This window comes from Lentzea sp. NPDC058450 (assembly GCF_042721395.1).
Classification (GTDB): domain Bacteria; phylum Actinomycetota; class Actinomycetes; order Mycobacteriales; family Pseudonocardiaceae; genus Lentzea.
This window is the reverse complement of the sequence record NZ_JBHXLO010000016.1, coordinates 57,166-69,365: the sequence shown is the minus strand read 5'-3', so window position 1 is coordinate 69,365 and position 12,200 is coordinate 57,166. Positions and strand designations below refer to the sequence as shown.

Genomic DNA, 12,200 nt, shown 5'->3' with positions numbered 1-12,200 from the left:
TGGTTCACCTTTCCAAACAAAGGTTAGCTTTTCCTGGAATGCGATGATCTCCGATTTGGGTTAACGTACTCCTCATGGCCTCGAACGTGAAGAAGATCCTGACGAAGAAGTCGAAGTTCCACGAGCTCCTGCAGGCTCAGGTCGGCAACGAGTTCTCCGCTTCGCAGCAGTACATCGCTCTCGCCGTGTGGTTCGACAACGAGGACCTCCCCCGCCTCGCGTCGCACTTCTACAAGCAGGCTCTCGAAGAGCGCAACCACGCGATGATGATCGTGCAGTTCCTGATGGACAACGACATCGCGATCACCGTGCCCGGCGTCGAGACGCCGATCAACGAGTTCAAGGCGCCGCGCGACCTCGTCTCGCTGGCCCTCGCCCAGGAGCAGCAGGTCACCGACCAGATCGTCGCGCTCGCCAGGGCCGCCCGCGAGGAGGGCGACTACATCGGCGAGCAGTTCCTGCAGTGGTTCCTGAAGGAGCAGGTCGAGGAGGTCTCCTCGATGAAGACGCTGCTCACGATCATGGACCGCGCCGACGGCAACATGTTCTACGTCGAGACGTTCCTGACCCGCGAGCACGTGGGTGACGAAGGCGCCGACTCGGGTGCCCCCAGTGCCGCAGGCGGAGCACTCTGACTTAATCCTTCCGCACGATTGAGTGCCTGATCACAAAGGCCCGCCTAACCCATTCGGGTGGCGGGCCTTTTCAGTTGTTGAGCCGGGCCGCCTGGCGGGTGAGGTAATCGCGTTCGGCGATGTTCGACGCTTTCCCGGCGGCCTCGACGTAGAGGCGCGCGGCCGTTCGGAGGTCCCCGTCCCGTTCGTGGAGGTAAGCGGCCACGGCCGAGTAGCGGGGCAATGACTCGTCCAGTTCCGCCAACGCTTTCAGCCCGGCGCGCGGCCCGTCCGCCTCGCCCACGGCCACCGCGCGGTTGAGCCGCACGACGGGACTGCCGGTGATGGCGAGCAGTTCGTCGTACCACTCGACGATCTGCACCCAGTCGGTCTCCTCGGCCACGGGCGCGTCCGCGTGCAGTGCCGCGATCGCCGCCTGCGCCTGGAACTCGCCCAGCCGGTCCCGCGCGAGCGCCGCCTGGAGGATCTCGACGCCCTCCGCGATGAGCCGCGTGTCCCACCGGGAACGGTCCTGCTCGGCGAGCGGCACGAGGTTGCCGTCCCGCGTGCGCGACGCGCGGCGGGCGTGGTGCAGGAGCATGAGCGCGAGCAGTCCGGCTACCTCGGGGTGGTCGATCTCGGTGGCGAGCCTGCGGGTGAGCCGGATGGCCTCCGCCGCCAGGTCGACGTCGCCGGAGTAGCCCTCGTTGAACACGAGGTAGAGGACGCGCAGCACGGTCGCGACGTCGCCGGGCTGGTCGAACCGCACGTCGCCGACGGTCTTCTTGGCCCGGCTGATGCGCTGGGCCATCGTCGCCTCGGGCACCAGGTAGGCCTGGGCGATCTGCTTCGTGGTCAGCCCGCCGACGGCCCGCAACGTCAGCGCGACGGCCGACGACGCCGTGAGCGACGGGTGCGCGCACAGGAAGTAGAGCTGGAGCGTGTCGTCGGTGTCGGAGGACGGGCCCTGCTCAGGTTCGGCGGTGACGACGTCCTCACGGCGCCGCCGCGCGGTGTCCGCCCTGGTCGCGTCGAGGAACTTCCGCCACGCCGCCGTGACGAGCCAGCCCTTCGGGTCGCGCGGCGGGTCGTCCGGCCACACGCGGACGGCCTCCACCAGCGCGTCCTGCAGGGCGTCCTCGGCCGCCGCGAAGTCCGCTCCGCGACGCACGAGGATGCCGAGCACGGCCGGCGTGAGGCTCCTGAGCAGTGCCTCGTCCACCCGTCACTCCGTGATCGTCGGGGCGTTGCCGTAGAGCGGCCGGATCTCCAGCCACTCGTGGATCGGCTTGCCGTCCTTGCCCGGAGCCGCCGACAGCTCCCCGGCGAGCTCGAGCGCCCGCTCGTAGGTGTCGGTGTCGAGGATCATCCAGCCCGCGATGAGGTCCTTCGTCTCCGCGAACGGTCCGTCGGTGACCGGCGGGCGGCCCTCGCCGTCGTAGCGGACCCAGGTGCCGGTCTGCTCGAGCGCCTGGCCGTCGACGAACTCGCCGGTCTCCTTGAGCTTGTCCGCGAAGTCGTTCATGTACTTGATGTGCGCGGAGATCTCTTCCTGCGACCACTGGTCCATCGAGACGTTGTTGATCGGCTCAGGCGCGCCGCGGTAGTGCTTGAGCAGCAGGTACTTGGCCATCTCGGGTGTCTCCCTCGGTGCTGTTGCGACCCATCCTGGTCACTTTCACCGCGGGGACGGAGCCGAAACGCGGATCTCGACACCGTCCCCCGAGATTTTTTCGACTAGTTGTGGCACTCCTGGTTGGCGACGGAGATGTACGCGACGGTGACCTTCCCTTCCTGGACCGTGAAGACAAACGTCGCGTTCGGGTTCCCGTCGGCCTTGGCCTTGTAGGTGTAGTTCGGACCGGCGGGCTCCAGGTTCGTGTACTCCTCCTTGAGCTTCGCCTCGGTCGCGCCGACACCCGCGCCGTCCGCCGTCATGGCCGCGGTGAACGGGATCGTGGCGACACCGACCGTCGGAGACACGTACACCCACTGGTCGGTGCCCAGGATCTGGTGGGACGTGCAGCCCTCTGACGGGAGGCGGTTGGGGCCGATGAGCTTGGTGTCCATCGCCTGTTGGAGGGTCATGCCGAGCTTCAGCGGGCCGTAGCCGAACGAGCCGATCACGGGCTTGGCCGGCGGCGGCTGCGCGACGGGCTTCGTGACGGTCTCGGTGACGACCTCGGTCTTGACGGCGGCTGACGGCGCCGTGGCGGAGGTCGTGGTGGTCGGCGCGTTGTCCGGCGCCGGCGTGGACGTGCACGCGGCCAGGCCCAGACCGGCGAGAACGGTGATTGCTGCGATCGAGCGGTTCATTTCTTTCTCCCCCAGGATGCTGTTTGTTTACAGGTAGGCCATTGCGCAGTCGACCAGGCTGTATCCGAGCTTGATCTCGACGATCTTGGTGTCGTCAGTGTTGGTTCCGTAAGTCCCGAACACGTAGTGAGCGGTGTCGGTCAACTCCACCGAGAAGCCGGCACGAAATTCCTTGGCGTTCGGGTAGGCGCGCTTCATCTCCCCGACGGTCGAACCCACACCGATTCCCTTGGAGGTCTTGGCTTCAGCGGGCAACGTGATCCGCTCGATTCCGTACTTCTTGGAGATTGCGACGTTCTCCGCAATGGTGCAGGTGTCCTGTCCCCAGTCGAGGCCGGTCAGGCCCGCGGCGACCGCTTCGTCCGCCGTCATGCCGAGCTTGAGCGCGCCGTAGCCGATGCGGTTGTCCACCACCTGCGTAACCGAGTTCGGCTCCGGCTGGTTGGTGACGGTGCTGGTCACGATTGCGGTCACGACGGAGGTGGGCGGCGCGATCGTGGCGGACGGCAGCGGAGTCACCGGGGCGGCGTCCGGCGTCGGGCTCGACGTGCAGGCGGCAATTCCGGCCACGGCGATTCCGGTGACAATTGCGATCTTGAGCGCGTTCTTCATTTCGTTCCCCCCATGGAACTGCTTGCTTTCGAGACACCCATAAGACGTCGGCAGCACCAGGTGGTTGCGAAGTTATTCGTCACGGAAAAGTCACGGCGACCGCTGTTCAACTGTGCCGGAAAACGGATGCCGAGGTTTCCGCTGCACCCCCAGGAACAGCGGAAACCTCGGCAGGTCTGATGGTCAGACAGAAGCGCAGTCGTTGGCGTCGAGGCGCATGTTCACCTGCGTCACCGCGGTTCCGTCGGTTTCGAACACGTACGACCAGGGCGGCGTCGCCGCCATCTTCGCGGTCACCGTGGTGCCGGACTGCACCGCGTTGGCGTAGGCGGTCTTCACGTCCGCCACCTTCGATCCCTGGCCGACGTTCTTGGGCGTCTTCGCGAAGTCCGGCAGCGTGATCCGCACGATGCCCCGGTCCGGCGAGATGACCACCGCGTCGTCAGCCGAGTTCGACTTGGTCGCGTAGGTCTTGCACCGGCCGTCGGGGGCGGTGCCGGCCTGGAGCAGCGATCCGGTCGCCAGCGCGTCCGCTTCGGACATCCCCAGCGCGAGCGTCCCGTAGCGGCCCGGCTGCGCTTCCGCCGTGGGCGGCGTCGACGTGTTCGGCTTGTTGCTCGACTTCGGGGTGCTCGCGCTTCCAGGCGTGTCCGGGTTGGCGGAGCCGTTGCCGCTCGGGGGCACCGGGACCGTCACGGTCGCCGTCGAGGTGTACGTGCTGACGTACACCGGCGGCGGGGTCGTGGAGGCGGTCGTGGACGCCGTCGTCAGCAGAGCGCCGACCGTGTCTTCGTGCTGCAGCGCGTTCAGTTGCACCACACCGGCAATCGCTCCCACCACGGCCACCACGGCGAACGTGCCGGTGACGGCGGTGCGGCGGCGCCTGCGGCGGTTGGCTCCGGCCACCACCGCCTCTGTCGCGATCGGCGTGGAGTGGACGTCCAGCCGATCATCGCTGAAGAGCTTCCTCAGCTCGTCGTCGAGGTCGTCCACGGATCAGTCCTTTCCCAGGCGTGTTCGAAGACTCGCCATCGCCTTGCTGCTCTGACTCTTGACCGTCCCGCAGGAGATGCCGAGCGCGTCCGCGATCTCGGCTTCGGACAGGTTCTCGTAGTAACGCAGCACGATCACGGCACGTTGCCGCGGTGGAAGTGCGCGCAGTGCCTGCCAGAGGGGTTCGTTCTCCAGCCGGCTCAACTCGGGCGCGACGGCCCCGACGTCCGGGAAGTCCGCCACGAGGCTTTCCCGCCTGCGCCGGCGCCAGATGCTGATGTGGGTGTTGGCCATCGCCCGGCGCACGTACGCGAGCGGGTCGTCGCCCTTGCGCTGCACCGCGACCCAGCGGGAACCGACCTTCTCCAGCACCGCCTGGACGAGGTCGGCCGAGTCGTGCGGGTTCCCCGTCAGCGCATGCCCGTAACGAAGGAGTCCGGGCATGGAAATGCGCACGAACTCAGCGAAATCCCCCAAGGTTTCCGCTCTTCCCCCGCCGCGTTCGGCGGCCAACTCCACACCCAGCACTGCCGTCACGGCACACCCCCTCCCCCAGAAGCAGCGAAACCTGCGTCGGGGAGTTCACGCTCGGGGGTACCGGACGGTTGCCCTACTTAATCACAGAACAGCAACGGCTTCCGGCAGTACGAACGAACCGTCCTGCTCGCTCGGGAAGTCGTGGACCTCGGTCACCGCGGTGACCAGGATCGGGCCGTAGACGTGCGGGAACCACAGCGGCGAGTCCGGCACCGGTTCCCACCTGACCGGCACCTCGACCAGCTTCGGGTCGATGACGAGCAGCAGCAGGCCGCTCTGCCCGTGGAAGAACTTGCCGGCCGACACGTGCACGACGCCCCGGTCGGAGCAGTGCACGAACTCGTCACCTTCGGCGGGCGTGATGACCCCGGCCGACTGGGCAGCGGCCCAGCCGGCCGTCGTGATGATGTGCAGCAGCACTTATCCACAGCTCCCTGTGCACAACTATGTGGACAACCCTGTGGACTAGCGCAGGGTGATCTGGCGTCCCCGCAGGCCCTCGCGGGCGCGGCGCTCGGCGTCGGACAGCTGCTCGTCGGACGCGAGTGCCTCCAGCAGGCGCTTGCCCAGCGCCTCCGCCGGCTCGGCCCACTCGCGGGCGTGCATCTCGCGGTCGAGGTCCCACACCGGCACGAGCAGGCCGTGCGCGCGGAACGAACCGGCGTAGCGCGAGCCCTCGCCGAGGTCGAGCTCACCGCGCGCGGCCAGGCGGGCCATCGCGGACAGCAGCTTCTCCTCGGGCTCCGGACGGACCCAGCGCAGGTGTGCCTTGTCGCCCGCGTCGACCCAGTAGGCGGCCTTCACGCCGGGGGCGTCGAGGCGCTCGGTCGGCAGGATCGCGGCGTTCGCGCGCTCCAGCGACAACGCGACGTCACCGGTCGGCTCGGTGCCCTCCGGCATCCACCAGATGAAGTCGGTGTGCAGCACGGGCGTGATGTCGGCGTCGACGTCCAGCAGGTCCTGCAGGCGACCGGGGTTCTCGCCGTTGTCGGGACCGACGACCGGCAGCACGTCACCGGTCTTCGCGTCCTGCGCCCACTGCACGGCGCGCGCGAGGTCGCGGCTGATGTCGCCGGAGCGCGTCTGCACCTGAAGACCCACGAACGGCACGTCGTCGCCGCGGATGAGACCGGCGGCGGCCATCGGCAGCACGGTGGCGAGCGTGACCTCGCGGCCGTCCTTGACCGGCAGCTTCACCACGGCCGACGGCACGAACTCGCGCAGCGCGATCAGCTCGCACTCGGCGGCGAGGCCCTCGAACGGCCGGGACACGATCACGTCGGTCGCGCCGCCGGGCGCGCCGTGGCAGGCCTTGTAGCGCTTGCCGGACCCGCACGGGCAGGGCTGCTTGGGGTTGATCCCGTCCTTCGGTGCGTCCTTGACCGCGGTCCGCTTGGCCACCTTGGCCCTCCTCGTGCTCAGGCTTTGCTAGGTGGTCAAGTTAGCCGTCAGCAGGCGGCGGGTGTTCGCCGGGGCGTTCGTCGCGAGGTAGCGGACACCCAGGTCACGACACAGGGCGACGTCCTCGGCGTTGTCCACCGTCCACACGTACGTCTCGTGGCCCGCGCGCCTGGCCCGATCGACGTACTCCGGGTCGTTGCGCAGCAGGTGCACACCGGGCCCGGTGTAGTCGGCGAACGGCGGCAGCGCGCCTGATCTGTACCGGCCCAGGCGGTCGAGCAGCAGCACCGTGCGGACGTCGGGCGCCTGCTCGCGGAACGCCTTCACGGCCGTCGGCGAGAACGACATCATGACGATCTGGGCGTCGAGGTCGTGCCGCTTGAGCGTCTGGACCAGCTTGCGCTCGACCTCGTTGCGGTAGCGGACCGGGTGCTTGGTCTCGACGAAGAGCTGCACGTTGGTGCCCTTGACGAGTTCCAGCAGCTGGTCGAGCAGCAGCAGCTCGGCTGGTTGACCGTGGCGGTGCCAGCTGCCGTAGTCGTACCTCTTCAGCTCTTCGAGTGTGAGTGCGCTCACGGTGCCACGACCGTTGGACGTCCTCGTGAGCGTGCGGTCGTGCACACACACGATCTCGCCGTCCTTGGACAGGCGGATGTCGCATTCGAGCCCGTCTGCACCTTCCTTGAGCGCGAGTTCGTACGCGCCGATGGTGTGCTCAGGACGGTCTGTGGACGCACCGCGGTGCGCGACGACGGCAGGCTGCTGCACGCCCCGAACGATACGGTCTCCGCAACAATTTGAGTCATCAATCAAATGGACGTGGACGAAACGCCGATCGCGACTTACCGTCCCGCCTTGTGACGTTCGACCAGCGCGATCCCGCGTTCATCGCAGACCCGTACCCGGCCTTCGCCGCCCTGCGCGAAGCCGGTGAGGTGCATCACCACGAGCAGATGGACGTGGCCGTCGCCGTCTCGCACGCGGCCTGCACCGCAGTCCTGCGGCACCGCTCGCTGGGCCGCATCTGGTCGGACGTGAAGCCGGTCGAGCAGTTCATGTCGTTCAACCTCCTGCACCGCAACTCCCTGCTGGAGAACGAGCCGCCGACCCACACCCGCCTGCGCCGCCTGGTGGCCGCCGCCTTCGGGCGAGGCCACGTGGAACGGCTCCGCCCGTGGGTGGCCGACCTGGCCGACAAGCTCGTCGACGACCTGGCCGCCAAGATCAAGGACCAGGGCCAGGCCGACCTCCTCGCCCACGTGGCCGCACCGCTGCCGGTCGAGGTGATCGCCGAACTGCTGGGCGTCCCCGGCGAGGACCGCCACCTGCTCCAGCCGTGGTCGAACGCCATCGTGAAGATGTACGAGTACGGCCTGCCCGCCGACCAGCAGGCTCTTGCCGAGCGGGCGGCCACCGAGTTCGTCGCGTACCTGCGCGAACTGGTCGCGCTGCGCCGGGTGTCTCCGGGCGCGGACCTCGTCTCGGACCTGGTCGCCGTCACCGACACCGACGGGGCTCGGTTGACCGAGGACGAACTGGTCGCCACCGCGGTGTTGTTGTTGATGGCTGGGCACGAGGCGACGGTCAACGTCATCGGGAACGGCGTGTACGCGCTGATGCAGCACCGGTCGCAGTGGGAGCGGCTTTCGCCTGCGCTGATGCCCACGGCTGTCGAGGAGCTCATTCGTTTCGACTCGCCGTTGCAGCTCTTCGAGCGCACGGCCACTGAGCGGGTGGAGATCGCCGGCCACGTGATCGAGCCTGGTCAGAAGATCGCGGCTTTGCTGGGTGCCGCGGCCCGCGATCCGTTGGTGTTCTCGCAGCCCGACTCGTTGGACGTCGGGCGGGAGAAGAACCCGCATCTCGGGTTCGGGATGGGGATCCACTACTGCCTGGGTGCGCCGTTGGCCCGGATCGAGGTGGAGGCGGCTTTGTCGTCGTTGCACCGGAAGCTGCCCGGGGTCGTGCTGGCGGAGGAGCCGAACCGGCGGGCGGAGTTCGTGATCCGCGGGCTGCACTCGCTGCCGCTCGGGAACGACTAACGCTTCGGATAGCGCTTCGGGAGCTTGAAGCCGCGTTCCCTCATCAGATCGCGCAAGCGGTCCGGGTAGTCGGTGATGATGCCGTCCACGCCGTCGTCGATCAGCTTGTTCATCGTGGCCGGGTCGTTGGTGGTCCACGGGATCACCTTGAGGCCGTGCCGGTGTGCGTCAGCCACGAGAGCGCGGGTCGTGAACGGGACGTAGTCCGGGTCGCCCACCTTGCCGTTCTGCGGGTTGCCGTGCACCGGTGACAAGGCGGAGGCGCCGAAGCTCTTCGCCATCCGCGCGACGCTGCCGTCGAAGTCGGCCAGTTCCAGGCCTCCTGTCCACGGGGAGCCCGGGCGGAGCATCTCCGGCTGCGTCAGGGCTACCAAAGGAAGGCGCGGTTCGGTGCGGCGCATCAGCATCAGGGTGGCCCAGTCGAAAGACTGGATGGTCACGTTGTGCAGGAAGCCCGAGCGGCGGATCTCCTGGACGGCTCGGCGGACGAACTGTTCGCGTGGGGCCGTCTCGTGCGGGGCGGCGGCTTCCACCTTCGTTTCGATGTTGAAGCGGATGCCCCAGGCCCGGTGCCGGCGGGCCAGGTCGAAGAGCTCGGCGAGGGTGGGCATGCGGGCGCCCGGCGAGAGTTCCTGGTCGGGGTACTGGGACCAGCGGGTGCTGCCGCAGTCCAGCGTTCTGACCTGGGCGAACGTCAGGTCCTTCACGTACTTGCCGGCGTACGGGAACTCCGGGTCGCCGGGAAAGGCAGGCACGGTGTCGAGGCACTTCGACGGGTTGGTCTTGCGGTCGTGGGTGATGACCTCACGGCCGTCGCGGGTGATCTGGAGGTCCAGTTCGAGGGTGGTCACGCCCAGTTCCAGGGCCTTGCCGAACGCCTTGAGCGTGCTCTCGACGGTCAGGCCGATGCCGCCGCGGTGTGCCTGGAGGTCGAAGTCCCGGTGGTGCGCGGCAGCCGCGCCCGGGGTGGCCATTGCGATCACCAGTGCCCCGATGAGTGTCCGCATCTACCCAACCTGGCAGTGCGCGGAGGGCCTCGGAAGGGCCGCGCGGGCGAACGTCGGTTGAACTCAGCGGGGCGAGCCGGAGGCGCGGACGGCGCGCAGCGGTGGCTCGGGGGCGTCCTTGACCTCGACCACGCGCATCAGCCGGACGGACGCGGCGTCGACCGGCAGCAGCAACGTCGTGATGCGGCGGATCACCAGCAGGGACGCCACGGCGACGGCGGCGAGCACCAGGTCGGAGAGCGCGTGCAGCAGGACGCCGTCGGCGAGGGCCTGGGTGCTGTCCCGCAGCCGCCACAGCAGCGTGATCCAGAAGAGCAGACCGGCGGCGACCCAGAGGCCCCACCACCAGCGCAGCACCTTCGACGGGCGCGGGCGTTCGTCGGCAGGCCGGCGGGCGACGGCGTGTTCGAGCTCCGCGAGCACCGAGCCGGGCACGACGAGGTTCACGAACGGCACGTACATCAGCAGCAGGGCGACGACGCCGGAGCGGGACGGCCCGTAGCCCGCCAGGTCGGCGGCCACGTTCCGCGCGCGCCACACCCACAGCAGGACGGGGATCTGCGCGAACACCCCGACGATCCAGTAGAGCAGCCCGGACGAGATCACCATCGCGTCCGAGGTGTTGACGACACCGGGCGACAACGCGCCGAAACGGCTCTGCGCGACCAGCACGTAGCGCCAGATCTCGGAGCCCGCCGCCCACACGGCGATGACGGCCAGCACGAACAACGTGTTCTGCGCGAGCCTGCCCAGCCGCCGGACGTTGTCGACGGAGTTCGCCGTCTCCGCGGCGCCCGGCACCGCGGTCGGCCAGCGCCACGCGAGCAGCGGGAAACCCCAGCGCGGCGGGACCGGGTAGTTCGGCGGACCGCCGTAGGACCGCCGCTGCGACCGGCGCGACGGCTGCGGGTACGCACCGGGTGGCGGCGTCGCCACCCAGTCCACGCGCATCGGCTGCAGCGGCTGCACGATCAGATGACCTGGGGTTCCGCGCCGTCGGTGCCGCCTTCGAGCGGACGGCCGGCGGCCTCCCAGTGCTGCATGCCGCCCTCGACGTTGACGGCCTCCCAGCCGTTCTCGTTGAGGTACTGGGTCACGCGGGCGGAACGGCCTCCGGCGCGGCACACGACGTAGAGCTGCACGTCGTTCGGCACCTCTTCGAGGCGGGCGCCGATCTCGCTCATGGGGACGTGCACGGCGCCGGGAGCGTGGCCGGCCTCCCACTCGTCCATCTCGCGCACGTCCAGCAGGACGGCGCCCTCGGGCAGCTCAGCGGGAACGTCGGCGATACCCACGCTTGGAACAGTCACGCCGTAGATGTTCCCATGCCGGAGGTTGCACGGACGTGAACCTCCGGCACGGGTCCACCCTCAGAGCACCTCCGCGACGGCGGCCCCGAGCTTCACGAAGTCCGCCTCGGACAACGGCAGCGACCCCGCCACCGACGAGACGCTGACCTGCTCCATCCGCAACGAACGGCCGTCGGCGCGGAAGACGTAGAGGGCCTGCCCGGTCGGGGCGCCGTCGTAGAGCTGGAACACGGTGCCGTCGGCGTTGGTGGCGCGGCGAGGCAGTGTGCACGCACCGGACGCCCACAGCGCCCGATCGGCCGCGGCGGACGGGCTGAGGCCGTCGAACCGCACCCTGGTGAACCGCACGGCGCTGTAGTCACCGATGTTGATCGTGAACACGCGGACGTCGTCGTACCCGACGGGCGTCGTGTCGAGCCTCTCGTTCGGCAGGATCGAGTGCGTCAGGTCCAGCCACGCATCGGTCTGCTTGCGGTCCAGCGACTCGCCGCCGGGGGTGAGGATGGGCGGCGGCGGGTTCGGGTTGTCGCGGCAGGCCCTGCTGTCCCGCGGCGGGTCCGGCACGTGTCCCGGCGCCACGGTCGCACGGGCCCAGTTCACCGGGTCGGACCTGCCGGCCGTCCCGAACGGCCAGATCAGCACGCCCGCCGCGATCACCGCGACGACGGCCAGCACACTTCCGGCGATCCCTGCCCTGCGAACGGCGACCTGGCGCTTGCCGCGCTTGATCACGTCCTCGAGCGTGGTGACCGTCGGTGGCGCGGGCACGTCGAGAGCTCCGCGCAGCTCGTCCTGGATCCTCATGAGGCACTCTCCGATTCGACCGGGCGGCCGTACGCCTCGCGGAGCGCCGACAACCCCCTTGCTGACTGGCTCTTCACGTTGCCCTCCGAGCAGCCCAGCTCGGCGGCCGTCTGCTCGATGGACAGGTCGTGCACGTACCGCAGCACGAGCACCGCCCGTTGCCTGGGCGGCACCTGCTGCAACGCCCGGTGCAGTGCGGAGTCGTGCTCGCTGAAACCGCCGCTGACACCGTGTTCGGGCACCTCGGCGACCGGGTGCTCACGTCCGCGCACCCGTCGCTTGGTGTCCAGGAACAGGCGGGTGAGGATCGTCCGCACGTAGGCCTCCGCGCTTTCCCGCCGCACACTCGGCCATTTCGCATACGCCTTCACGAACGCGTTCTGTGCGAGCTCTTCCGCTTCCGACCAGTCACCGCACAACGCGTACGCCGTGCGCCTCGCCCAGTCGAATCTGTTCTGGAAGAACTCCGAGAACTCTTCGTCTCGTCGCACTCCGGTCCCCCAAGCTCTTGCTGCGTCGCGTGCAATACGCGAACAGCGCGCGCAGGGTTGCACATGCGAGAAC

At 68.7% G+C, this 12,200-nt stretch carries 16 protein-coding genes; 2 read left to right on the top strand and 14 right to left on the bottom strand.

The features are described from left to right. The first annotated feature begins 74 nt into the window (after nt 1-74). On the top strand, nt 75-635 hold the full coding sequence (locus ACFWNN_RS24535; protein ID WP_382442257.1) for a ferritin: 561 nt from the start codon (nt 75-77) through the stop codon (nt 633-635). Nucleotides 636-705: 70 nt separating this feature from the next. Here ACFWNN_RS24535 and ACFWNN_RS24530 read toward each other — a convergent pair whose 3' ends face one another. The 9 genes from ACFWNN_RS24530 to ACFWNN_RS24490 all read right to left on the bottom strand — a co-directional run bounded on the left by ACFWNN_RS24530 (nt 706) and on the right by ACFWNN_RS24490 (nt 7,241). Continuing rightward, nucleotides 706-1,836, bottom strand: a complete 1,131-nt coding sequence (locus ACFWNN_RS24530) for an RNA polymerase sigma factor (protein ID WP_382442256.1) — start codon at nt 1,834-1,836, stop codon at nt 706-708. 3 nt (nt 1,837-1,839) lie between these two features. Further along, nucleotides 1,840-2,247: a YciI family protein gene (locus tag ACFWNN_RS24525; protein WP_382442255.1), complete on the bottom strand. Its 408-nt coding sequence runs from the start codon at nt 2,245-2,247 to the stop codon at nt 1,840-1,842. A gap of 104 nt (nt 2,248-2,351) precedes the next feature. Beyond that, nucleotides 2,352-2,930, bottom strand: a complete 579-nt coding sequence (locus ACFWNN_RS24520; RefSeq protein ID WP_382442254.1) for a hypothetical protein — start codon at nt 2,928-2,930, stop codon at nt 2,352-2,354. Nucleotides 2,931-2,957: 27 nt separating this feature from the next. Then, a complete protein-coding gene (locus tag ACFWNN_RS24515) occupies nt 2,958-3,542 on the bottom strand; it encodes a hypothetical protein (protein WP_382442253.1) in 585 nt (194 codons plus the stop codon). A 183-nt stretch (nt 3,543-3,725) separates the two neighbouring features. After that, nucleotides 3,726-4,535 carry a hypothetical protein gene (locus ACFWNN_RS24510; protein WP_382442252.1) on the bottom strand — a complete coding sequence of 270 codons (810 nt, stop codon included), beginning with the start codon at nt 4,533-4,535 and terminating at the stop codon, nt 3,726-3,728. A 3-nt stretch (nt 4,536-4,538) separates the two neighbouring features. Beyond that, nucleotides 4,539-5,063, bottom strand: a complete 525-nt coding sequence (locus ACFWNN_RS24505; protein ID WP_382442371.1) for a SigE family RNA polymerase sigma factor — start codon at nt 5,061-5,063, stop codon at nt 4,539-4,541. Between the two features lie 90 nt (nt 5,064-5,153). Beyond that, nucleotides 5,154-5,492, bottom strand: coding sequence for a DUF952 domain-containing protein (locus tag ACFWNN_RS24500; RefSeq protein ID WP_382442251.1), 339 nt, complete (start codon nt 5,490-5,492; stop codon nt 5,154-5,156). Between the two features lie 45 nt (nt 5,493-5,537). Then, complete coding sequence (locus ACFWNN_RS24495) at nt 5,538-6,473, bottom strand: DUF5926 family protein (protein ID WP_382442250.1); 936 nt, start codon at nt 6,471-6,473, stop codon at nt 5,538-5,540. Nucleotides 6,474-6,500: 27 nt separating this feature from the next. Next, nucleotides 6,501-7,241 carry a glycerophosphodiester phosphodiesterase family protein gene (locus tag ACFWNN_RS24490; RefSeq protein ID WP_382442249.1) on the bottom strand — a complete coding sequence of 247 codons (741 nt, stop codon included), beginning with the start codon at nt 7,239-7,241 and terminating at the stop codon, nt 6,501-6,503. Between the two features lie 89 nt (nt 7,242-7,330). Here ACFWNN_RS24490 and ACFWNN_RS24485 point away from each other — a divergent pair, with 89 nt between their 5' ends. Then, nucleotides 7,331-8,515, top strand: coding sequence for a cytochrome P450 (locus ACFWNN_RS24485; protein ID WP_382442248.1), 1,185 nt, complete (start codon nt 7,331-7,333; stop codon nt 8,513-8,515). On the opposite strand, the gene ACFWNN_RS24480 is transcribed toward ACFWNN_RS24485, so the two are convergent. The 5 genes from ACFWNN_RS24480 to ACFWNN_RS24460 all read right to left on the bottom strand — a co-directional run bounded on the left by ACFWNN_RS24480 (nt 8,512) and on the right by ACFWNN_RS24460 (nt 12,127). After that, nucleotides 8,512-9,522, bottom strand: a complete 1,011-nt coding sequence (locus tag ACFWNN_RS24480; protein ID WP_382442247.1) for a glycerophosphodiester phosphodiesterase — start codon at nt 9,520-9,522, stop codon at nt 8,512-8,514. The genes ACFWNN_RS24485 and ACFWNN_RS24480 overlap by 4 nt on opposite strands. Nucleotides 9,523-9,585: 63 nt before the next feature. Continuing rightward, nucleotides 9,586-10,491: a DUF4328 domain-containing protein gene (locus ACFWNN_RS24475; protein ID WP_382442246.1), complete on the bottom strand. Its 906-nt coding sequence runs from the start codon at nt 10,489-10,491 to the stop codon at nt 9,586-9,588. A gap of 2 nt (nt 10,492-10,493) precedes the next feature. After that, nucleotides 10,494-10,832: a rhodanese-like domain-containing protein gene (locus ACFWNN_RS24470; protein WP_382442245.1), complete on the bottom strand. Its 339-nt coding sequence runs from the start codon at nt 10,830-10,832 to the stop codon at nt 10,494-10,496. A 60-nt stretch (nt 10,833-10,892) separates the two neighbouring features. Further along, nucleotides 10,893-11,636, bottom strand: a complete 744-nt coding sequence (locus ACFWNN_RS24465) for a hypothetical protein (RefSeq protein WP_382442244.1) — start codon at nt 11,634-11,636, stop codon at nt 10,893-10,895. Then, nucleotides 11,633-12,127, bottom strand: coding sequence for a SigE family RNA polymerase sigma factor (locus ACFWNN_RS24460; RefSeq protein WP_382442243.1), 495 nt, complete (start codon nt 12,125-12,127; stop codon nt 11,633-11,635). The genes ACFWNN_RS24465 and ACFWNN_RS24460 overlap by 4 nt, the downstream gene beginning before the upstream one ends. Nucleotides 12,128-12,200 lie beyond the last annotated feature (73 nt).

What these genes read in the sequence shown, in the direction of transcription:
- ACFWNN_RS24535 (WP_382442257.1), top strand. Translation starts at nt 75, where the DNA reads ATGGCCTCGAACGTGAAGAAGATCCTGACGAAGAAGTCGAAGTTCCAC.
- ACFWNN_RS24465 (WP_382442244.1), bottom strand. Translation starts at nt 11,636, where the DNA reads ATGAGGATCCAGGACGAGCTGCGCGGAGCTCTCGACGTGCCCGCGCCA.
- ACFWNN_RS24525 (WP_382442255.1), bottom strand. Translation starts at nt 2,247, where the DNA reads ATGGCCAAGTACCTGCTGCTCAAGCACTACCGCGGCGCGCCTGAGCCG.
- ACFWNN_RS24520 (WP_382442254.1), bottom strand. Translation starts at nt 2,930, where the DNA reads ATGAACCGCTCGATCGCAGCAATCACCGTTCTCGCCGGTCTGGGCCTG.
- ACFWNN_RS24515 (WP_382442253.1), bottom strand. Translation starts at nt 3,542, where the DNA reads ATGAAGAACGCGCTCAAGATCGCAATTGTCACCGGAATCGCCGTGGCC.
- ACFWNN_RS24480 (WP_382442247.1), bottom strand. Translation starts at nt 9,522, where the DNA reads ATGCGGACACTCATCGGGGCACTGGTGATCGCAATGGCCACCCCGGGC.